Source organism: Embleya sp. NPDC001921, assembly GCF_053594475.1.
In genome coordinates this window covers 90,103-109,581 of record NZ_JBSFEO010000005.1, presented here as the reverse complement: position 1 = coordinate 109,581, position 19,479 = coordinate 90,103, and the positions used below count along the sequence as shown (strand labels likewise).

At 71.1% G+C, this 19,479-nt stretch carries 20 protein-coding genes and 1 pseudogene; 14 read left to right on the top strand and 7 right to left on the bottom strand.

The features are described 5' to 3' along the window. Window positions 1–696, top strand: coding sequence for an urea ABC transporter ATP-binding subunit UrtE (gene urtE, locus ACWCPW_RS07530; RefSeq protein ID WP_449760807.1), 696 nt, complete (start codon window positions 1–3; stop codon window positions 694–696). Window positions 697–720: 24 nt separating this feature from the next. Here urtE and ACWCPW_RS07525 read toward each other — a convergent pair whose 3' ends face one another. Then, window positions 721–1,047 (bottom strand): hypothetical protein, encoded by a 327-nt coding sequence (locus ACWCPW_RS07525; protein WP_449760618.1) that lies wholly within the window; start codon window positions 1,045–1,047, stop codon window positions 721–723. Between the two features lie 245 nt (window positions 1,048–1,292). Here ACWCPW_RS07525 and rpsF point away from each other — a divergent pair, with 245 nt between their 5' ends. The 9 genes from rpsF (at window position 1,293) to ACWCPW_RS07480 (ending at window position 7,675) form a co-directional block, all read left to right on the top strand. Further along, window positions 1,293–1,583, top strand: a complete 291-nt coding sequence (rpsF, locus tag ACWCPW_RS07520; RefSeq protein WP_020557172.1) for a 30S ribosomal protein S6 — start codon at window positions 1,293–1,295, stop codon at window positions 1,581–1,583. Between the two features lie 74 nt (window positions 1,584–1,657). Next, the gene (locus ACWCPW_RS07515; RefSeq protein WP_020557173.1) at window positions 1,658–2,266 is read left to right on the top strand and encodes a single-stranded DNA-binding protein; all 609 of its coding nucleotides are present in this window, start codon (window positions 1,658–1,660) and stop codon (window positions 2,264–2,266) included. Window positions 2,267–2,332: 66 nt separating this feature from the next. Continuing rightward, a complete protein-coding gene (gene rpsR / locus ACWCPW_RS07510; protein WP_020557174.1) occupies window positions 2,333–2,569 on the top strand; it encodes a 30S ribosomal protein S18 in 237 nt (78 codons plus the stop codon). A gap of 17 nt (window positions 2,570–2,586) precedes the next feature. Continuing rightward, the gene (gene rplI / locus ACWCPW_RS07505) at window positions 2,587–3,033 is read left to right on the top strand and encodes a 50S ribosomal protein L9 (RefSeq protein ID WP_020557175.1); all 447 of its coding nucleotides are present in this window, start codon (window positions 2,587–2,589) and stop codon (window positions 3,031–3,033) included. Window positions 3,034–3,189: 156 nt separating this feature from the next. Then, entirely contained in the window at window positions 3,190–4,734 is a 1,545-nt protein-coding gene (locus ACWCPW_RS07500; RefSeq protein WP_449760617.1) for a phenylacetate--CoA ligase family protein, read from the top strand. Next, window positions 4,731–5,186 carry a DUF4188 domain-containing protein gene (locus ACWCPW_RS07495; protein WP_449760616.1) on the top strand — a complete coding sequence of 152 codons (456 nt, stop codon included), beginning with the start codon at window positions 4,731–4,733 and terminating at the stop codon, window positions 5,184–5,186. Before ACWCPW_RS07500 ends, ACWCPW_RS07495 begins: the two co-directional genes overlap by 4 nt. After that, on the top strand, window positions 5,183–6,295 hold the full coding sequence (locus ACWCPW_RS07490; RefSeq protein ID WP_449760615.1) for a hypothetical protein: 1,113 nt from the start codon (window positions 5,183–5,185) through the stop codon (window positions 6,293–6,295). Before ACWCPW_RS07495 ends, ACWCPW_RS07490 begins: the two co-directional genes overlap by 4 nt. Continuing rightward, complete coding sequence (locus tag ACWCPW_RS07485; RefSeq protein WP_449760614.1) at window positions 6,292–7,314, top strand: hypothetical protein; 1,023 nt, start codon at window positions 6,292–6,294, stop codon at window positions 7,312–7,314. The genes ACWCPW_RS07490 and ACWCPW_RS07485 overlap by 4 nt, the downstream gene beginning before the upstream one ends. A gap of 151 nt (window positions 7,315–7,465) precedes the next feature. Further along, window positions 7,466–7,675 carry a heavy-metal-associated domain-containing protein gene (locus ACWCPW_RS07480; RefSeq protein ID WP_395867818.1) on the top strand — a complete coding sequence of 70 codons (210 nt, stop codon included), beginning with the start codon at window positions 7,466–7,468 and terminating at the stop codon, window positions 7,673–7,675. Between the two features lie 136 nt (window positions 7,676–7,811). Here the strand turns inward: ACWCPW_RS07480 and ACWCPW_RS07475 are convergent, their stop codons facing one another. After that, entirely contained in the window at window positions 7,812–9,095 is a 1,284-nt protein-coding gene (locus ACWCPW_RS07475; protein WP_449760806.1) for an MATE family efflux transporter, read from the bottom strand. Between the two features lie 603 nt (window positions 9,096–9,698). Between ACWCPW_RS07475 and dnaB the strand changes: the two genes are divergently transcribed. Continuing rightward, a complete protein-coding gene (gene dnaB, locus ACWCPW_RS07470; protein WP_449760613.1) occupies window positions 9,699–12,290 on the top strand; it encodes a replicative DNA helicase in 2,592 nt (863 codons plus the stop codon). Between the two features lie 68 nt (window positions 12,291–12,358). On the opposite strand, the gene ACWCPW_RS07465 is transcribed toward dnaB, so the two are convergent. Together ACWCPW_RS07465 and ACWCPW_RS07460 are read right to left on the bottom strand one after the other, a co-directional pair. Next, window positions 12,359–13,132 (bottom strand): hypothetical protein, encoded by a 774-nt coding sequence (locus ACWCPW_RS07465; protein ID WP_449760612.1) that lies wholly within the window; start codon window positions 13,130–13,132, stop codon window positions 12,359–12,361. Further along, window positions 13,119–14,030 (bottom strand): ABC transporter ATP-binding protein, encoded by a 912-nt coding sequence (locus ACWCPW_RS07460; RefSeq protein WP_449760611.1) that lies wholly within the window; start codon window positions 14,028–14,030, stop codon window positions 13,119–13,121. The genes ACWCPW_RS07465 and ACWCPW_RS07460 overlap by 14 nt, the downstream gene beginning before the upstream one ends. A 107-nt stretch (window positions 14,031–14,137) precedes the next feature. Between ACWCPW_RS07460 and ACWCPW_RS07455 the strand changes: the two are divergent. From ACWCPW_RS07455 to ACWCPW_RS07445, 3 genes and pseudogenes are all read left to right on the top strand, one after another. Further along, window positions 14,138–14,653, top strand: a pseudogene (locus ACWCPW_RS07455) (MMPL family transporter); the annotation flags it as partial. Between the two features lie 84 nt (window positions 14,654–14,737). Further along, on the top strand, window positions 14,738–16,060 hold the full coding sequence (locus ACWCPW_RS07450) for a sensor histidine kinase (RefSeq protein ID WP_449760805.1): 1,323 nt from the start codon (window positions 14,738–14,740) through the stop codon (window positions 16,058–16,060). Beyond that, window positions 16,057–16,725, top strand: a complete 669-nt coding sequence (locus ACWCPW_RS07445; protein ID WP_449760610.1) for a response regulator — start codon at window positions 16,057–16,059, stop codon at window positions 16,723–16,725. The genes ACWCPW_RS07450 and ACWCPW_RS07445 overlap by 4 nt, the downstream gene beginning before the upstream one ends. 60 nt (window positions 16,726–16,785) lie before the next feature. On the opposite strand, the gene ACWCPW_RS07440 is transcribed toward ACWCPW_RS07445, so the two are convergent. The 3 genes from ACWCPW_RS07440 to ACWCPW_RS07430 all read right to left on the bottom strand — a co-directional run bounded on the left by ACWCPW_RS07440 (window position 16,786) and on the right by ACWCPW_RS07430 (window position 19,441). After that, a complete protein-coding gene (locus ACWCPW_RS07440; RefSeq protein ID WP_449760609.1) occupies window positions 16,786–17,247 on the bottom strand; it encodes an NUDIX domain-containing protein in 462 nt (153 codons plus the stop codon). 98 nt (window positions 17,248–17,345) lie between these two features. Beyond that, window positions 17,346–18,245, bottom strand: a complete 900-nt coding sequence (locus tag ACWCPW_RS07435; RefSeq protein WP_449760608.1) for a LysR family transcriptional regulator — start codon at window positions 18,243–18,245, stop codon at window positions 17,346–17,348. Window positions 18,246–18,319: 74 nt separating this feature from the next. Beyond that, on the bottom strand, window positions 18,320–19,441 hold the full coding sequence (locus ACWCPW_RS07430) for a cystathionine gamma-lyase (RefSeq protein WP_449760607.1): 1,122 nt from the start codon (window positions 19,439–19,441) through the stop codon (window positions 18,320–18,322). Between the last annotated feature and the right edge of the window lie 38 nt (window positions 19,442–19,479).

The window sequence follows — 19,479 nt, the reverse complement described above, 5'->3', positions numbered from 1 at the left end:
ATGTTGGAGGTGGCCGGCCTGGAGGCCGGCTACGGCCGGGCCCGGGTGCTGTTCGGCGTCGACCTCACCGTCGCCGCGGGCTCGCTCGTGTGCGTCATGGGCCGCAACGGCGTCGGCAAGACCACGCTGCTCGACGCGATCATGGGGGTGTTGCCGGTGCGCGCCGGCCGGGTCCGGTTCCGCGGCCGCGACATCACCCGGCTGCCCACCCACGAGCGGGTCCGGCTGGGCCTGGGCTACGTGCCGCAGGGACACGAGAGCTTCGACCGGCTCAGTGTGCGGGAGAACCTGCGGGTGACCCGGGAGGCGAGCGGCGGCCGGGACGGGGGTGTGCTCGACGAGGTGCTGGACCTCTTCCCGCGCCTGCGCCCGCTGCTGAACCGGCCCGCCGGCTTCCTCTCCGGCGGCCAGCAACAACAGCTCGCCATCGCCCGCACCCTGGTCACCGAACCGGCGATGCTGATCCTGGACGAGCCCACCGAGGGCATCCAGCCCTCGATCGTGACCGAGATCGAGGACGTCATCGAGCGGCTGCACCGCGAGCGCGGTCTCGCGGTGCTGCTCGTCGAGCAGTATCTGGACTTCGCGGAGCGCCTGGCGGACCGCTTCACGGTCCTGGACGCGGGCGTCGTGGTGCGCGAGGGCGCCGGCCGCGAACTGGCCGAACCGGAGATCCGGCGACTGCTGGCCGTGTGAGTCGCCGGATACGGGCGCGGGTGCTCAGTACAGTCCGCCGTGGAACATGTTCATGAACAGGGCGACGGCGGACACACCCAGCGCGAGCACCGTGACCACACGCTCCCCGGTGGTCGCCGAGAACATCTGACTGACCAGTCCGGTCAGCACACCCGCGAGCGCGGTCCACGCGCCCAGGATGTGCATCTCGTCGAAGAACGCGCAGATGCCCGCCACCAGCGCGAACAGCACCACCGCGGCCACCAGCGCGTTCTCGCGCGGATGGGCACGGCCGTCGGAGTTGAGGGTCAGGCGGGGCCGGTGCGTCCCTGCGGTCGCGGCGGTCCCCGTACGGCGGATCGTATGTGCCATCACGCACCTCCGGTGAGTGACTGCGGTGCAGACGTTTTGTCCGTATATCCATCCCCCGGAGTGGCGGGCGTCAAGCTCGGATTTCAAGAGTGTGTGTGGGGCCGGGTACGCTGTACCGTCCGCTGCCTTCTCGGCACCCCCGTGCGTTTTCGGATCGGGGGCCGCCTTGGCGTGGCGGCATTTACGCAAGCCCTCCTGCCACGGAGATTCCGTGGCCGATCAGTCCACAGGAGGTGGGTGTTCACATGCGTAGCTACGAACTCATGGTCATCCTCGACGCGGACCTCGAAGAGCGCGCGGTCACGCCGCTGCTCGAGCAGTTCCTCAATGTCATCCGCAACGACGGTGGCAAGGTCGAGAAGATCGACACGTGGGGCCGTCGCCGGCTCTCGTACGAGATCAAGAAGAAGTCCGAGGGCATCTACGCCGTCGTGGACCTGGCCGCGGAGCCCGCGACCGTCAAGGAACTCGACCGTCAGATGAACCTCAACGAGTCGGTGCTGCGGACCAAGGTCCTGCGCCCCGACCAGCGCTAGTCCGAGCTCGCGCACCACCAACCGCACCGCACGTCGAAACGCAGCACTGCGCTGAAATCAGCGAAGGGGTCAGCATGGCAGGCGAGACCATCATCACTGTTGTCGGGAACCTGACTGCCGACCCGGAACTGCGCTTCACGCCCAGCGGTGCCGCTGTCGCGAACTTCACCGTGGCGTCCACGCCGCGCACGTTCGACCGTCAGACGAACGAGTGGAAGGACGGCGAAGCGCTGTTCCTCCGTTGTTCGGCCTGGAAGCAGCTCGCGGAGAACGTCGCGGAGTCCCTCCAGCGCGGCACGGGCGTCATCGTCCAGGGCCGGCTGAAGCAGCGGTCCTACGAGACCAAAGAGGGCGAGAAGCGCACCGTCGTGGAGCTCGAGGTCGACGAGATCGGCCCGACCCTGAAGTGGGCCACCGCCAAGATCACCAAGACCAGCCGCGGAGGCGGCGGTCAGGGTGGCTACGGCGGCGGTCAGCAGCAGGGCGGTGGCGGTTACGGCGGCCAGCAGGGCGGCGGACAGCAGGGCGGCGGTGGCTACGGCGGCCGTCCCCAGCAGGGCGGTGGCGCACCCGCCGACGACCCGTGGGCCACTCCCGCAGGGGGCGGCCAGCAGCAGGGCGGCGGCGGCGCGGGGGGCTGGGGTCCCCCGCCGGGCGGCTACTCGGACGAACCCCCCTTCTAGGCCGCAAGGCCGAGGGATCGGTTCGCACCCCGAGCTGAAGACTTCTGAAACGATCTGGAGAGCACAATGGCGAAGGCGCCTGCGCGCAAGCCTAAGAAGAAGGTCTGCGTGTTCTGCAAGGAGAAGATCTCCTATGTGGACTACAAGGACACCAACCTGCTGCGGAAGTTCATCTCCGACCGCGGGAAGATCCGCGCTCGTCGCGTGACCGGTAACTGCACGCAGCACCAGCGTGACGTCGCCGTGGCTGTCAAGAACAGCCGCGAGATGGCGCTGCTGCCGTACACCAGCACTGCTCGCTGAGAAAGGGTGATCTTGTCATGAAGCTCATCCTCACCCACGAGGTGACCGGTCTCGGTGAGCCCGGCGACATCATCGAGGTCAAGGACGGCTACGGCCGCAACTACCTCATCCCGCGCGGCTACGCGATCCGCTGGAGCCGTGGCGGCGAGAAGGACGTGGCGGCCATCCGTCGCGCCCGCAAGGTCCGCGAGATCCGCACGCTCGACCAGGCCGCCGAGGTCAAGGGTCAGCTCGCGGGTCTCAAGGTGACGCTCCAGACGCGCGCCGGCGAGACGGGCCGACTCTTCGGCTCGGTCACCGTCGCGGACGTCGTGTCGGCCATCAAGGCCGCCGGCGGTCCGGACATCGACAAGCGTCGCGTCGAGATCGGTACGCCGATCAAGACCGTCGGGTCGCACCGCATCACGGTCCGCCTCCACCAGGAGGTTTCGGCCGCGCTCGACCTCGACGTCGTGCCCGCCTGACCTGAAGCACCCGAACGGCCCGACCCCTTGTGGGGTCGGGCCGTTCGGCGTTTCCGAGTAGTCGACTGAGTAGTGGTACTCATGTCCGAACTCCCCTGCCACCGCAGGCTGGAGACACACGCCGGGCGGTCCGGCGGGACAAAGGGGCGGACGGTCATGGCCAGGTTCATCCGACAGTGGTTGCTGCGCGTGGTCAGCTTCGCGCTGACCGGTCTGTATCAGCTCTACCGCGTCCATCCCGTCGTCTGGCGCTGGACCGCGCGCAACTATCGGCCGTGGATGCAGGGGTTCGCCCGCCGACACGCCTGGATGACCTGCCAGTTCGCCGCGCTCGACGTGCCCGCGTACCGCGACTTCCTGCGCCGGCACCGTTGGCGCTTTCGCTGGTTCGACCTCACGTCGTACCCGGAGACGTCCAAGGAGAACTACGTCAAGGCGTACCCCGAGGACACCCGGTGCTGGCTGGGCACGCTGGAGGTGGCCGGGACGGTCGTGGACGAGTCCTCCGGCTCCTCCGGGACACCGCACAACTGGCTGCGCTCGCGGCGCGAACTCAAGTCGGTGCACCGCAACGTGGCCGGCTACACGTCGCTGGTGTTCCCGCGACGCAAGTTGTTCGTGATCAACGCCTACTCGATGGGCGCGTGGGCCACCGGGACCAACACCGGCATCGCGATGGCCCGGGTGGCGATGGTCAAGAACACCGGACCCGACATCGACAAGATCGTGGACACGCTGCGCCACTTCGGGCCACGCTTCACCTACCTGGTCACCGCGTACCCGCCGTTCCTCAAGCATCTGCGCGACCGGCTCGACGCCGAGGGCTTCGACTGGCGCCGGCACGCGATGTACGGCTTCGTCGGCGGCGAGGGCATGACCGAGGCGTTGCGCGACTACCTGGAGGAGCGGTTCGTCAAGGTGCGCTCGGGCTACGGCGCCTCGGACCTGACCATCGGGATGGCCGGCGAGAGCGACGCGACGGTGTGGCTGCGCAAGCGGCTGCTGACCGACGAGCGGCTGCGGGCGCGACTGCTGGGGCCCGACGAGGGCCGGGTGCCGATGGTGTTCCAGTACAACCCGCTGGAGACGTACCTGGAGACCAACGCCGACGACGAGGTGATCTGCACGATCAACTCGACTGCGGTGATGAGTCCCAAGGTGCGTTACAACATCGGCGACGAGGGCCGGCTGCTGACCTTCGCCGAGGTCGAGGAGATGATCCGGCCGGACGCGCGGGCCTGGATCGACTGGGAACGCGCGGCGCGGGTCGAGGGCATGCGGCTGCCGATGTTGCTGCTGTTCGGGCGCAAGGACAGCACGATCTCGTACATGGGCGCCAACATCTATCCGCAGGACGTCGAGTACGGGCTCTATCAGGACAACCCGATGGCGGCGCACCTGGAGGGTTTCTGCCTGACCGTCGACGAGTACGCCGATCTGGAGAGCCGGCCCGTGGTCAACCTGCAACTGCGCGACGGGACCTCGCTCGACGACGCGGACCGGGAGAAGCTGGCCCGGGTGTGCCGGGAGGGCGTGGTGCGCCATCTGGCCCGGGTCAGCCGGGACTTCGCCCAGTCGCTCGCGGAGGATCCGACGGCGGCCGATGTGCGGGTGCTCGTGCACGACTTCGGCACCGGGCCGTTCCTGCGCGGCACCACCAGGATCAAGAACGTCTACCTCGTGGAGGGGGAGCAGCGATGAGGACCACCGACTTCTCGGCGGCACCGCCGCAGGCGCGCGGCGAGGCGTTGTTCATCGGAGCCACGCACTACAGCGGGCTGCGCTCGTTGTTGTCGTTGGCCCGGCCGTGGTTGCGGATGGTGCGCACGATGAAGCGCATGGAGGGCTACCGCTGGCACAAGGTCTACCGCCAGGGCCCGTTCACGCTCGGCACGGTCGCGGTGTTCGCGGATCGGGACGCGATGTTGCGGTTCGCCCGCTCCAAGGCGCACCGCGACCTGATGTGCTGGATGACCGATCACGACGACCGCAACGGCACGGCGGGCTTCATCCGGCTCTTCGACGCGCAGCCGGCCGGCTACAGCAACGGCGAGTGGCGGGCCGAGGGCGACGGCATGGCGCACATCGAGGAGTTCACCCCGATCGGTCACGAGGAGACCGGCGCGCCGGTGCACCGGAAGGCGAAGTCGTGATACCGACGGTGGAGCGGGTCGAGTCCCGGCGCGCGCTGCGCGACTTCTGCGAACTCCCGCTGCGGCTGCACCCGAAGGACCGCTACGTACCGGTGTTGCGCGGTCAGGTGCGGCAGTGGCAGCGGGCCGGGATCGAGTTGTACGTGGTGCGGGATCGGGCCGGGCGGGTGGTGGGGCGGACCTGTCTGCACACCGACGGGCGCTTCGACGCCAAGTTGCGTGGGCGGCATCAGCTCTTCGGGCTCACCGAGTTCACCGACGATCCCGAGGTGTTCGCCGTCCTGGTGGACCTGATGGAGCGGCGGGCCGCGCGGGCCGGTCGCGATCGCCTGTTCGGACCGGTGGCGCTGTTGCCGAACCAGACCGGTGGGGTGATCACCTCCGGGTTCACCGAGCGCGGCTTCGTGGACTCGGCGTGGAATCCGGCGCGGTACCCCGAGACCTACGAACGGGCCGGTTTCGCCCGACGGTTCTCCGCCTCCACCTGGATCTGCCCGGATCTGCGCGAGCGCACCGACGACCCCGGCGAGACGTACGTGTTCGACGACGCGCGGATCGCCGCCGAGCGGTTGGTGATCCGGCGCGGGTCGCGTCGTCGGCTGGCCGAGCAACTGCCGGTCCTGCACACGATGTTGAACGCGAGCTTCGGGCAGCTCGGCTACTACACGCCGATCGAACTCGACGAACTGCGGGCGCAGACGGACGGCTTGGCGCACCTGTTGGACGAGTCGCTGCTGTTGTGGCTGGAACGGGCGGGCGAGCCGATCGCGTTCACCCTCGCGGTGCCGGACATCTCGGAGTTCCTGACGCGGATCGGCGGTGATCTGCACGTGGGCAACCAGTTGCGGCTGCTGGCCACGCGCGGGCGCCATCGCCGGGAGGCCGTGCTGATCATCAAGGGGACCGTGCCGGCGGCCCAGGGGCGCGGATATCTGACGCTGCTCGCGCGCGAGCAGTACCGGGCGCTGCGGGCGGGCGGCTACGACACGTTGCGCAGCACCTGGGTCGAGGACGAGAACAAGGCCTCGGCGGCGCAGTATCGCCGGATCGGCGGACGCGAACTGCACGGGCATACGTTCTACGCGCGATCGATGGGAAGCGCGTCGTGAGCGGGCAACTCGAGGAGCTGTTGCGGGCGGCCGGGCGGGCGCCGAGCGCGCACAACACCCAGCCGTGGACGGTGTCGCCGAGCGGTGCCCTGGGCTACGCGCTGTCCTGGGACGCCGCGCGCGAGCTGCCGGTCGGCGACCCCACGCGGCGGGACCTGTTCCTGGCGCTCGGGGCGTTCACGGAGGCGTTCCTGATCGCGTCGGCGGACCTGGGTGTGCCGCTGAGGGTCGAGTGGACGGGCGCTTGGGAGCGGGGCCCGGTGGCGCGGTTCGTGCGGGCGTACGAGTGCCATCCGACGTCGTTCACGGCGGCGGACCTGGCGGGGCGGCGCAGCGCGCGCGGAGCGTACGAGCCGGGGGCGCTGCCGGACGCGGTGTTCGCGGAGGCGGGCGACGCGTTCGCCGGGTCGGCGGGGTTGTGGCGCGGCGGGACCCGGGCGCTGGCGCCGTTGTTGGAGGAGGCGGATCGGTGGTTGTTCGCGGATCCGGCGCTGGTGGCCGAGTTGCGGCGGTGGTTGCGGCTGCGGCCGGTTCCGGCCGGGCATCCGGACGCGCGGGACGGGCTGACCGGGCCGGCGCTCGCGCTGTCCCGAGTCGAGGAGCGGGCGTTGCGCGCGGCGTTGAGTCCGGCCGCCCATCGGGTGCTGCGCCGGGTCGGGTTGGCCCGGGCGTTGGCGGCGGCGTCGCGGGGGGTGTTGCGCTACGACGGGACCGTGCTGGTGGTGACCGCGCCGACGGCGCCCGTCGGGCCGAAGGATGTGCTCGAAGCGGGGCGGGGGCTGTTGCGCTGCTGGTTGACGCTGGCCCGGCACGGGTACGCGACGCATCCGCTCAGTCAGCTCGTCGACTGCGGGCGGACCGGCGGGGAGTTGGCGGAGCGGGTGGGGGCGGTTCCGTTGGCGGTGTTTCGGGTCGGGCGGCCGGTGGAGGAGCCGGTGCGGTCCGCGCGGCGGACGGACCTGGCGGGGCCGGTGGATGTGACCCGGGGTCGGCGGGGTGACTTGCGCGGACGGGCGTGATCCCGGCGGGCCGGAGTGGTTCGGGGCGGGTGGGGTGGTCGGAATCCCTCGAACGGGTGGGTTCGGCGACTTGCCTGGATACCCTAGGGGGGTATAAATTCGTCGTCGTGGGGCCGATCATGGTCCTCGTGTCGACGAAAGGATCACCGTCATGAGCACCGCCACCTTCACCGTCAGCGGGATGACCTGCGGCCACTGCGTATCGTCCGTCACCGAGGAGGTCTCCGAGGTCTCGGGCGTGACCGACGTCAAGGTCGAGTTGGCCTCCGGTCTGGTGACCGTGACCTCCGAGGCGCCCGTGGACGCGGACGCGGTGCGCGCGGCCGTCGTGGAGGCGGGCTACGAGGTCGTCGGAGCGTGAGTGGGAGCGGTCCCGCCGGCCCGGTCGGCGGGACGGCTCGCGACGCCGAGGTCCGGCCGCGCGGCCCCGGTCGGACGCGGAGGTCGGTCGGCCGCTCTCGGTCCGGCCGGCGCGCGCCGTCTTTGCGTGCCCGACCTCAGCGTTTGCCCGTCACCAGCCACGCGTCGCCGATCGCGCGCCGGCCGAGCACGACCAGACGGGTGAGCATGAACATGCCGATCGCCCACCACCAGACCGCGATCAGGCCGCCGCCCAGGGCCAGTACGGTGCCCAGCACCGCGCAGAAGACGGCCAGCACGATCGGCATGGTGAGCGCGAGGTAGCGGCCGTCGCCCGCGCCTATCAACACCCCGTCCAACACGAACACCGCGCCGGCGAGCGGCTGGAGCGCGGCGACCGCGAGCAGCGTGCCGGCCAGCAGGTCGCGCACCGCCGGGTCGGCGGTGAACAGCGGGATGTACAGCGGACGGGCCAGGACCACCACGATCGCGAACAACACGCCGGTCCACACCCCCCACACCAGCATTCGGCGGGTCGCCGCGCGGGCCCCGGTCGTGTCCCCCGCGCCCAGCGCCCGGCCCACGATCGCCTGGGCCGCGATGGCCAGGGCGTCCATCGCGAAGGCGAGGAAGGTCCACACCTGCCAGGCGACCTGGTGCGTGGCGATCGAGGTGTCGCCCATGTGGGTGGCGGCCACGGTGGCCACGACGAGGATCGCGCGCAGGCTGACGGTGCGCACGAACAGCGGCGCGCCGGCGCTCGCGGACGCGCGTATCCCGGCGGGGTCCGGTCGCAGCGACGCGCCGTGTCGGCGGGCGCCGCGGACGACGCGGACCAGGTAGACCAGCGCCATCCCGGTCTGCGCGAGCACCGTGCCCCACGCGGATCCGGCGATGCCCCAGTGCAGGCCGTACACGAACACGATGTTGAGCAGCAGGTTGGCGCCGAAGCCGAGGACCGCGACCACGAGCGGGGTCCGGGTGTCCTGGAGCCCGCGCAGCACGCCGGTGGCGGCGAGCACGATCAGCATCGCCGGGATGCCCAGCGAGCCGATCCGCAGATACGTCACCGCGTGCGGCGTCGCGCTGTCCGAGGCGCCGAACGCCGCGACCACCCACGGGGCGGCGACGAGGCCGACCACGAGCAGTGCGGTGCCCAGCAGCGCGGCCAGCCACAGCCCGTCCAGGCCCTGGCGGATCGCGGCGCGCGGGTCGCCCGCGCCGATCAGGCGGGCGACGGCGGCGGTGGTCGCGTAGGCGAGGAACACGCACAGGTTGACCAGGGTGGTCAGCACCGCGCCCGCGACGCCGAGGCCGGCCAACTGGGGTGTGCCCAGGCGGCCGACGATCGCCGAGTCGACGAGTACGAACAGCGGCTCGGCGACGAGGGCGAAGAAGGCGGGTATCGCCAGGCGCAGGATGTCGCGGTCGTGGGCGCGGCGCCGGTTCCGGTCGACGGGCGCCGCCGGGCCGGCGGGCTCGCCGGTGGGCTGCGCGGTGTCGCGTTCTCCGGTGTCGCGTTCTCCGGTGGCGAGGCGCTCGGGGACGGGCGGCTCGCCGGTGGGCGGTTCTGGGGGCGGGGACGGGACCGTGGACGGCACGCGTCCACCGTAGTCATCCACAGGTAAGGGTCACAATGCGCTCCTGGTCATTACCGGCGAGCGCGGGGCGTACGCGGGTGCACACGTGGGGCGATAGCCGCATGATTCGCCCAACAGTTTTTCACATACACAGCCGGTGGATAGAGAAAGCGCAGGTCAGACCGGGTTTGTGTACATGATTGCGAAGCGTTGGCGGTCGACTGCGCACAGCTTGTGCACAGCTCGACCCGCCTCTCTCCACAGGTTATCCACAGTTATCCACAAGGCCTGTGTATGACCGTCTTGGCGGTCCCGGGGTCCACCCGTACGGTGAAGGGCCGCATGCCGCGTCGTGCGGCGGAACTGTCGGCCGTGTGGCGTATGAAGGACACGGTGTACTGCGGTGCGATCTCGCGCGAGCCTTTGTGAAAGGAGACCCCGGGCATGAGCGTCTCCGAGTTCGAAGAGGCCAGGCCCGAGCCGGCCCGCGAGGGATTCGAGCGGACCCCGCCCCAGGACATCGCCGCCGAACAATCGGTCCTCGGCGGCATGATGTTGTCCAAGGACGCGATCGCCGACGTCGTGGAGAACCTCAAGCCGATCGACTTCTATCGGCCCGCCCACGAACTCGTCTACAACGCGATCCTGGACCTGTACGCCCGGGGCGAACCGGCCGACGCGGTCACCGTCGCCGCCGAACTGACCAAGCGCACCGAGATCGGCCGGGTGGGCGGCGCCCCGTACCTGCACACCCTGATCTCGTCGGTGCCCACGGCGGCCAACGCCGAGTACTACGCCCGCATCGTGCGCGAACAGGCGGTGCTGCGCCGCCTGGTCGAGGCGGGCACGCGCATCGTGCAGATGGGCTACGCGGCCGACGGCGAGGTCGACGACATCGTCAACAACGCCCAGGCCGAGGTCTACAAGGTCACCGAGCAGCGCACCACCGAGGACTACGCGCCGCTGGCCGACATCATGGAGGGCGCGCTCGACGAGATCGAGGCGATCAGCTCCCGCGGCGGCCAGATGTCCGGCATCCCCACCGGCTTCACCGACCTCGACTCCCTCACCAACGGCCTGCACTCCGGCCAGATGATCGTGATCGCCGCCCGTCCGGCCATGGGCAAGGCGCTGGCGCTGGACACTCCCCTGCCGACGCCGACCGGCTGGACCACGATGGGTGAGGTGCGGGTCGGCGACCTGCTGATCGGAGCCGACGGAGCGCCGACCCGGGTGGTGGCGGCGACCGAGATGTTGATCGATCGACCGTGCTACGAGGTCGAGTTCTCCGACGGTGCGGTGATCGTTGCGGACGGCGCCCACCAGTGGGTGACCCAGACCCGGGCCGAGCGTCGCGCGATCCACGACCGGACCGGCGCGCCGGCGGTCGCCGGGACGGTCCGGACCACCGAGGAGATCGCGGCCACCGTGCGGTGCGAGACGGCCGACGGGCGGTTGAACCATGCCGTCGGGGTGGCCGCGCCCGCGCGTTTCCCGGAGCGGGACCTGATGTTGCCGCCGTATGTGCTGGGGGCCTGGTTGGGCGACGGGCACAGCGCGGGGAGCCGGCTCACCACGGCCGATCCGGAAATGATCGACAACATCGAGCGGGCCGGCATCCGAGCCGTCCCGACCGGGAGTCCCCTGGTGTACAACCTGCGCCTCCAGGAACCGGCGGTCCTCGGGGAGCGTGCGTGCGTGGTCTGCGGGAAGCCGTTCGTGCCCCGCACCTCCCAGGTGCGCTCGTGCGGCAAGTCCTGTGGTGACAAGGCCGAGGCGGTTTCGGCGCCGGTCGGCGAGCCGTCCTGCCCCGACTGTGGAGGACCGTCCAGCGGATTGCTGCGGTGTCAGTCCTGCCGCGACCGACACGGTACGGTTCCGGCCATCCTGCGCACGCTCGGTGTCCTGAACGACAAGCACATTCCCGAGGTCTACCTGCGGGCCTCCGAACAGCAACGGCGCGATCTCCTCGCCGGACTGCTCGACACCGACGGGTACGTGAGCCCGAGCGGCACCGTGCAGTTCGCGGTGACCAGCCGCAGGCTCGCCGAGGGTGCTCTCGAACTCGTGCTGAGCCTGGGCTATCGCGCGACGATGCGTACGAAGCCGGTCAAGGGCCGCAATGCCGAATCGTCGGTCTGCTACCAAGTGAACTTCACGCCGGCGGACAAGGTCTTCCGGCTGCCGCGCAAGATCGCCCGGCAGAGCACCCTGGCCTACCCGACGACTCGGCTGCGCTACATCAGCGCGGTGCGGCGCGTCGACTCGGTACCGGTGCGCTGCGTGGAGGTGGACAACGACAGCCACCTCTACCTGGCGGGCCGCTCGTGGATTCCCACCCACAATTCCACCCTCGGATTGGACATCGCACGTGCGTGTTCGATCAAAAACAATCTTGCGAGTGTGATCTTCTCGCTGGAGATGGGGCGCAACGAGATCATGATGCGTCTGCTGTCGGCGGAGGCTCGGGTCGCGTTGCACCACATGCGCTCGGGGAGCATGACGGACGACGACTGGACGCGGCTCTCGCGCAAGATGGGTGAGGTCACGGCGGCGCCGATGTACATCGACGACTCGCCGAACCTGTCGATGATGGAGATCCGGGCCAAGTGTCGCCGGCTCAAGCAGAAGCACGACCTGCGGCTGGTGATCATCGACTATCTCCAGCTCATGCAGTCGGGCGGCTCGCGGCGGGCCGAGAACCGCCAGCAGGAGGTCTCCGAGATGTCGCGAAACCTCAAGCTCCTGGCCAAGGAGCTGGAGGTCCCGGTGGTGGCGATGTCCCAGCTCAACCGTGGCCCGGAGCAACGCACCGACAAGAAGCCGATGGTTTCCGATCTTCGCGAATCAGGATCTATCGAACAGGATGCCGATATGGTCATTTTGTTGCATCGCGAGGACGCCTACGAGAAGGAGTCGCCGCGGGCCGGGGAGGCGGACCTGATCGTGGCCAAGCATCGTAATGGGCCGACGGCGACGATCACCGTGGCCTTTCAGGGGCACTATTCGCGGTTCGTGGACATGGCGCAGAGCTGACTCGGGGGACGGGCCGACCCCCCACCCCGGGATGCCCGGGGCGGGGGTCGGTCGGCGCGCGGCGGTGGTCAGATGTCGCGGCGGTGCAGGGCTGCCCAGCCTGCGAGTTGGGCGGTCAGGGCCCAGGCGGCGAGGATCGCGGCGGCGGTGGCGTCGCCGTCGAGGAGGTTCATTCCGGCGCGGCCGGGGAGGACGTCCGCGGCTTCGGTGGCGATCAGCATCGGGAGCGCGAGCATCACCGTGAGCACGACGCTCAGCGTGGCCACCGGGCTGCGCAGCAGGGCGCCCAGGCCGACGGTCAGGATCGCGGTGAGCACCAGGTAGGCGGTGATCGCGGCGATGTCGCCGGCCACCGCGCCGGACGAGGTGATCCCGTACGAGCCGAGCGTGAACCGGCCGATGCCCACGCCGGCGAGTGCGAGCAGCGCGGCCAGCGGCGTGGTCACCGCGACCACCACCGCCGTCTTCGCGAACAGCATCCTTCCCCGGCGCGGGTCGGCGGTCAGTGTGCCGCGGATGGACCCGGTCGCGAACTCGGCCGTGATCACCGCCATCGCGAGTGCCACGACGGCGAATTGGGCGAGCAGGACCGCGCCGGTCGCGGGTTCGCCCACGGCCATGGTCAGCCCGTCCTTGGTCTCCCCGTGCTCCACGTCGTTGGCGAAGTCCATGCCCATGATCCCCGCGCACACGGTCATCAGGAGCACCGAGGCGGCGACCGACCACCACGTGGAGCGCACCGACCACAGCTTGATCCATTCCGAGCCCACCGCGGAGCGCAGCGCGAGCGGCCCGCCCGGCCCCCGCTCCCGGACCCGGGTCGGTGTCTCAGCCCGCCGCATACTCCACCGCCTCCGCCGTCAGTTCGAGGTATGCCTGCTCCAGCGAGGCCCGTCGGTGGCTCAGTTCGTACAGCGGCACGCCGAGTGCGTGTGCGGCCCGGCCGACCTCCTCGATCGAGGCGCCGGCGTAGCCGCGGGCGTCCTCGTCGGCCGGCACCACCCGGGCGCCGGTGCCGAGCAGGCACTGGGTCAGTCGGTCCAGGCCCGCCCGGTCCGGGCTGCGGACCAGCACCCCGGAGGCACCTGCCGCGTCGATCACCTCGGCGATCGGCGCGTCGGCGATCAGCCGTCCCCGGCCCACCACGACGAGCCGATCCGCGGTCTGCTCCATCTCGCTCATCAGGTGGCTGGAGACGAACACCGCCCGCCCCTCGGCCGCGAGGGAGCGGATCAGCTCGCGGATCCAGCGCACGCCGTCCGGGTCGAGGCCGTTGATCGGCTCGTCCAGGATCAGCGTCCGGGGGTCGCCGAGCAGTGCGCCGGCCACGCCGAGCCGTTGGCTCATGCCGAGCGAGAACAGTCCCGCGCGGCGGTTCGCGACCTCGGTCAGGCCGACTTGGTCCAGGACCTCGTCCACCCGTCGGAGCGGGATCTCGTGGGTGCGCGCCAACGTGCGCAGGTGTGCACGCACGCTCCGCCCGGGGTGCACCGCCTTGGCGTCGAGCAGCGCGCCGACCTCGTGCAGCGGGCGGTGCAGGCGGGCGTACGGTCGGCCGTCGATCGAGGCGTGTCCCGAGGTCGGCCGGTCCAGGCCCAGGATCATCCGCATCGTGGTCGACTTGCCCGCGCCGTTGGGACCCAGGAAGCCGGTCACCAGCCCGCCCTCGATGGTGAGCGTGAGTGCGTCGACGGCGGTGTGCGCGCCGTAGCGTTTGGTCAGTCGTTCGAGCCTGATCATCGTGCTCCTTCCTCGTCCGACGACGCTAGGAGGGGCCACGGGGCGCGGCATCGCTCGTTCGACAGGGCTCGTCCACGACTTTCGGCACAGGCGCGCGCCGGCGGAGCGTGCCGGCGGGCGGCGGATGTCGGGGAGTCCGGTCCGGAGCCCCTCCCCCTCGGAAGGCTCCGGACCGCTCCCGGTGCGGCGGACCCGATCACGGGGTTGTCCGGCCCGCCGCATGCCCTCGATCATGGTCGGCGCCGCTTGGGATCGGATGGGCGTGGGCTTGGCGCGCACTGTCGAGGTCGGTCCCGGCACCCGCCGCCGCGCATCTCTCGTTTCCTCGGACCGGCGGCGCGCGGCCCCGCAGCCCGCGCGGTTCGCCCGCGGCCACGCGTACGGGACGTTCATCCCCGGGCACGAATTTTCGATACTCCCGCTGGGGTACGCCGCCGCGCCCGCGCCTGCGGGGGCGGTGCACCCCTGTCATCCCGGGGGCGGAAGTTGTCGCCCGATTGCGCGAGGAGGTGACGGAGGGCAACGCGTCGAGGAGGGCCGCCGCCCCGGCCGTCGAGCACGCGGGTCCCTCGATCGCGCCCGCAGGTGTCATCCTGGCGGGGACGTTCGCGTCGCTCATGATGGCGGGCATCGACTCGGCCGAGGTGACGAGGACAGGAAACCGGTATTCGCCGGGGACCGCGGACCCGGTGGACCCAGGAGAACGCATGCCCAAGGAAGGCCCCGCGCCGGCAGCCGTGCGGGGCCGTCCCGCGTCCGCGGCCGGCCCCCGTACGAGCGAGTCGGTCGAGCCCTGGCTGCTGCCGGTGCCCAAGTCCTTCGCGCGCTGGTTGCCCTGTCGACCCTGGGTCGGCGAGGTGTGCCTGGTCGCGCTGGTGTTGATGTGCGTGATCGGCGGCTCGGTCGGCGGCTCCACCCAGGAGCACAACGTCGGACACCCCGACGCGCTCAACCTGACCATCGCCGGCCTCACCTGCCTGGTGCTGCTCGGCCGGCTGCGGTGGCCGCTCACGGTGCTGGCGCTGACCGAGGCGGGCCAGGTGTTCTACCTGGCCGCCGACGGCACGGACGGCCCGATCCTGATCCCGACCATGGTCGCGTTGTACACCGTGGCCGCCAGCGGGCAACTGCGCCGCTCGGTGCTGATCGCCTCGGCGGTCGCGGTGGTGCACACCGGGATGCGGATAGGCCTGACCCCGGACGGGTTCCTGTCCCCGGAGAAGTACCTCTCCGGGATCTGGATGTACCTGCCGGTCGCGATCGGCGAGGCGGTCCGCGCCAAGCGGGCCTACTGGGCCGAGGTACAGGCCCGGTTGGCCCGCGCCGAGCACGAGCGCGAGGACGAGGCCCGTCGCCGGGTCACCGCCGAGCGCATGCGGATCGCCCGCGAGTTGCACGACGTGGTCGCGCACAGCATCGCGATGATCAACATCCAGGCGGGCGTGGCCGCGCACGTGATCGACCGGGACGTGCCGCAGGCCAAGGAGGCGCTCGTGCACATCAAGGTGGCCAGCCGGGACGCCCTGGCCGAGCTGCGCACGACGCTCGGCGTGCTGCGCCAGGACGGCGACAACGACCTGCCCACCGAACCGACCCCGGGGGTGGACGACGTGGACGCGCTGGTGGCGTCCTACCGCAACGCCGGCCTGCCGGTGCTCCTGGAGGAGTCCGGCGAGACCCGGACCCCGTCCGCGCCGGTCGGCCTCGCGCTGTACCGGATCGTCCAGGAGTCGTTGACCAACGCGATGAAGCACGGCGGCGACGGCGCGTCCGCGATCGTGCGGGTCGTGTACGGCGAGCACGCGGTCGAGGTCGACGTGCTCGACGACGGCCGGGGCACGCCCCAGACGGATCGGGGCAAGAGCGCCGACGGCACCGGACACGGGCTGCTCGGCATGCGGGAACGGGCGGTCGCCGTCGGCGGTTCGCTCGCGGTGGGACCCGGCCCCAATGGCGGTTTTTCGGTACACGCGGTGCTGCCGCACCACAAGGGCGCGCTCACCGCGCGTCGGGACGGAGATTCCTCATGACGGTGCGCGTGCTGATCGCGGACGACCAACTGCTGGTCCGGTCGGGCTTCAAGGTGCTGGTCGGCAGCGACCCCGAGCTGGAGGTGGTCGGCGAGGCGGCGAACGGCGCCGAGGCGCTCTCGCTGGCCAAGGAGACGCGGCCGGACGTGGTGCTGATGGACATCCGGATGCCCGGCATGGACGGCCTGGAGGCCACCCGCCGGATCGTGCACGACGACGAGCTCGCCGGTGTACGGGTGTTGGTGCTGACCACGTTCGAGGTCGACGAGTACGTCTTCGAGGCGCTGCGGGCCGGGGCCAGCGGCTTCCTGGTCAAGGACACCGATCCCGAGGACCTGCTCAAGGCGATCAAGACCGTGGCGACCGGCGACGCGCTGCTCTCGCCGGGCGCCACCCGCGCGCTGGTGGCCCGCTTCCTGTCCCAGCCCGAGCCCAAGGTGGCCGCGCCGGATCGGCTGGAGGCGCTCACCGACCGCGAGCGCGAGGTGCTCTCGCTGGTGGCGGCCGGGATGAGCAACGACGAGATCGCCGAGCACCTGTTCGTCTCGCCGCTGACCGCCAAGACCCACGTCAGCCGGGCGATGGTCAAGCTCGGCGCGCGTGATCGCGCGCAGCTCGTGGTGATCGCCTACGAGTCGGGGATGGTCCGGCCGGGACGCGGCTGAGCACCGCGCCCCGCCGCGCTTTCGGGCGGGACCCCGGGACGGGACCGGACCGGCCCGGGGCTAGCCCAGGTCGCCCGCGAGCAGGGTGTGGATGCCCTCGATGTTGGCCCGCAGGTAGGCCGCCAGGCTCGCCGGGACCAAGCCCACCGAGGCCAGCCCCGCGGGGGTGAAGGGCACCCGCACGATGTCGTACTCGCCGTTCGGCTCGTCCACCTCGGGGCCGTGCCGCAGCGCGGGATCCATCGATTCGAGCCGGCAGGCGAAGAAGTGCTGGACCTTGACCCCACCCGGCTCGGGCACGGTGTCCACGAACGCGGGCACCGGCCGGCCGATCTTGCCGCCGAGTTCCTCGAACACCTCGCGCCGCAAGGCCTCGGACACCGTGGTGTCCTCGGGCTCGACGCCGCCGCCGGGGGTGATCCAGTACGGGGGGCTGTCCGGCTTGGTGCGTTTGATCAGCACCATCCGATCCTCGTCGTCGAGCAGGATCGCGCGTGCCGTCCGCTTCACCACTGAACGCATCGTCGGTGCCCTCTGCTTTCTTGCCGCGTTGCCCCCGTCTGAAGTCTCCCTTTCCGGCGGGACGGGGGGTTTATGCCTGCGCGGCCGCACGTTCGGGATCACGCCCAGCGCGCGGCGCGCGCGATCAGCTCGCCGTGCAGATGCGCGATGTGCGGTTGGCTCAAAGTACCCTCCCGCACCGCCAGGAACACCGTGTGCAGCGGCGGCAGTTCCGGCTCCAGGAGAGCGACCACCGCGCGCCGGTCCAGCGCCTCGGCGCACAGATAGCGCGGCAGCACCGCGATGCCGTGCCCGGCGCGTACGCACTCCAGTACGGCGCGCAGGTCGGGCACCGTCACCGCGGCCGGGGCGGTGGGCTTCGCGTCGAACACGGTCGACCAGTAGCGCCGGATCAGCGGCTGCTCCTCGGCCTCGCAGACCAGCGGCACCCCCTCCAGGGCGGTCGGCCCCTGGGCCAGGATCCGGCTCTGCGGCAGCCGTGCGGCCCAGTGCGGCGCGCCGATCAGGACGTACTCCTCGTCGGTGAGCGGCGTCCCCACGATCCCGCGCGCCCGCGGCCGCACGTCGGAGATCACCAGGTCGTGCCGGGCCGCCGCCAGGCCCGCGAGCAGCGCGTCGCCGGGGCCCAGGGTCACCCGTAACCGCAGACCGCGCCGGACCAGGTCGGCCAGCGACGGCAGCACCCGCAGCGCGGTCAGTTCGGTCGGGCCGCCCAGGTGCACGGTGCGCCGCATCGGGTCCACGCCGCGCACCTCGCGGGCCGCGATCTCCTCGATCGCGTCCAGGTGCGGCGCGAGCCGGCGGGCGAGTTCGTCGGCGGGCCCGGTGGGCGCGACACCGCGCGGCAGCCGCTCGAACAACTGCTTGCCGACCTGCTTCTCCAGGGTGCGGATCTGCGCGGTTATCGCCGGCTGCGAGAGCCCGAGCGACGCGGAGGCCCGGGTGAACGAACCCGCGCGGTGTACGGCCAGGAAAGTGCGCAACAGCGTCAGGTCCACGGGTCCCCCGTCTCGTGTCCCCCGACCACTCCCGAGAGTCGGGGACATCACGTGATCTTGCCCGAAGTCGCAGGTCAGCCCGGGGAGGCGGCGTCCAGGGCGCGCAGGATGTCCGCGATGAGATCCGCGGTGTCCTCGCAACCGGCCGAGAACCTGACGAATCCCTCCGGCACATCGTTGCCGGCCCAGCGCGCACGACGTTCGGCCATGCTGTGCACGCCACCGAAGCTGGTGGCGTCGGCGACCAATTCGAGGGCGCCCAGGAACCGGCGAGCGGTGTCCGCGTCGGCGAGCGTGAAGCCCACGACGCAGCCGAACCGCCGCATCCGACGGGTTGCCACATCGTAGGCCGGATCGCCCGTGAGCGCGGGGTGACGAACGTCGGCGACGTCGGTGCGGCCGAGCAGCGCCTCGGCGACGGCCAGCGCGTTGGCCGCCTGCCGGTCCACCCGCAACTGGAGGGTGGACAAGGAGCGGTGCGCCAACCAGGCCTCCATCGGTCCGGGCACCGCGCCGGTGAGCGAGCGCCAGGACCGCACGCGGGTGGCGAGTTCGGCGTTCGCGCAGGCGACGTACCCGAGCAGGAGGTCGCTGTGCCCGGTCAGTGCCTTGGTGCCGCTGGCCGCGGAGATGTCGGCGCCGAGCGCGAGCGGGAGTTGGCCCAGGGGTGTGGCCAGCGTGTTGTCGACGGCCACCAGGGCGTCCCGCGCGTGGGCGAGCGTGGCGATCCGCTCGATGTCGCACACGTCCAGGCCCGGGTTGCTCGGCGTCTCCAGCCACACCAGGCGGGCGCCGGGCAAGGCCTGTTCGAGCTCGGCGCCGGCGGTCGGCACCAGGCGTACGGTGATCCCGCGTGCGGCGAGGTGCTCGCCCACCGTGCGGGTGGCCGGGTAGCCGTCGGACGGCAGTACGACCACGTCGCCCGGCGCGGTGAGCCCGATCAGGACGGCCGAGACGGCGGCCATCCCGGACGCGAACGTGACGGTGTCGGCGGCGCCCTCCAGGTCGCCGATCGCCGCTTCCAGGCCGGTCCAGGTCGGGTTCGCGTAACGCCCGTATTGGTAGGGACCGTTCACCTCGCCGGGCAGGTGGTACGTACCGGCGAAGACCGGGCCGGGCAGGAAGGGGTCGCCCGGGGCGTGGCCGGGGCTGCCGGCTCGGACCGCCCGGGTGCCGTCGCTCCACTCGGTGACCATCACGACTCCTTCGCTGCCTGTTTCACGTGAAACGTTGC

Excerpts from the sequence above, each read along its gene's own strand:
- ACWCPW_RS07525 (WP_449760618.1), bottom strand. The coding sequence starts at position 1,047 with ATGGCACATACGATCCGCCGTACGGGGACCGCCGCGACCGCAGGGACG.
- ACWCPW_RS07450 (WP_449760805.1), top strand. The coding sequence starts at position 14,738 with ATGCCCAAGGAAGGCCCCGCGCCGGCAGCCGTGCGGGGCCGTCCCGCG.
- rplI (WP_020557175.1), top strand. The coding sequence starts at position 2,587 with ATGAAGCTCATCCTCACCCACGAGGTGACCGGTCTCGGTGAGCCCGGC.
- ACWCPW_RS07515 (WP_020557173.1), top strand. The coding sequence starts at position 1,658 with ATGGCAGGCGAGACCATCATCACTGTTGTCGGGAACCTGACTGCCGAC.
- ACWCPW_RS07480 (WP_395867818.1), top strand. The coding sequence starts at position 7,466 with ATGAGCACCGCCACCTTCACCGTCAGCGGGATGACCTGCGGCCACTGC.
- ACWCPW_RS07460 (WP_449760611.1), bottom strand. The coding sequence starts at position 14,030 with ATGATCAGGCTCGAACGACTGACCAAACGCTACGGCGCGCACACCGCC.
- rpsF (WP_020557172.1), top strand. The coding sequence starts at position 1,293 with ATGCGTAGCTACGAACTCATGGTCATCCTCGACGCGGACCTCGAAGAG.
- rpsR (WP_020557174.1), top strand. The coding sequence starts at position 2,333 with ATGGCGAAGGCGCCTGCGCGCAAGCCTAAGAAGAAGGTCTGCGTGTTC.
- dnaB (WP_449760613.1), top strand. The coding sequence starts at position 9,699 with ATGAGCGTCTCCGAGTTCGAAGAGGCCAGGCCCGAGCCGGCCCGCGAG.
- ACWCPW_RS07465 (WP_449760612.1), bottom strand. The coding sequence starts at position 13,132 with ATGCGGCGGGCTGAGACACCGACCCGGGTCCGGGAGCGGGGGCCGGGC.
- ACWCPW_RS07440 (WP_449760609.1), bottom strand. The coding sequence starts at position 17,247 with ATGCGTTCAGTGGTGAAGCGGACGGCACGCGCGATCCTGCTCGACGAC.
- ACWCPW_RS07495 (WP_449760616.1), top strand. The coding sequence starts at position 4,731 with ATGAGGACCACCGACTTCTCGGCGGCACCGCCGCAGGCGCGCGGCGAG.
- ACWCPW_RS07445 (WP_449760610.1), top strand. The coding sequence starts at position 16,057 with ATGACGGTGCGCGTGCTGATCGCGGACGACCAACTGCTGGTCCGGTCG.
- ACWCPW_RS07500 (WP_449760617.1), top strand. The coding sequence starts at position 3,190 with ATGGCCAGGTTCATCCGACAGTGGTTGCTGCGCGTGGTCAGCTTCGCG.
- ACWCPW_RS07430 (WP_449760607.1), bottom strand. The coding sequence starts at position 19,441 with ATGGTCACCGAGTGGAGCGACGGCACCCGGGCGGTCCGAGCCGGCAGC.
- urtE (WP_449760807.1), top strand. The coding sequence starts at position 1 with ATGTTGGAGGTGGCCGGCCTGGAGGCCGGCTACGGCCGGGCCCGGGTG.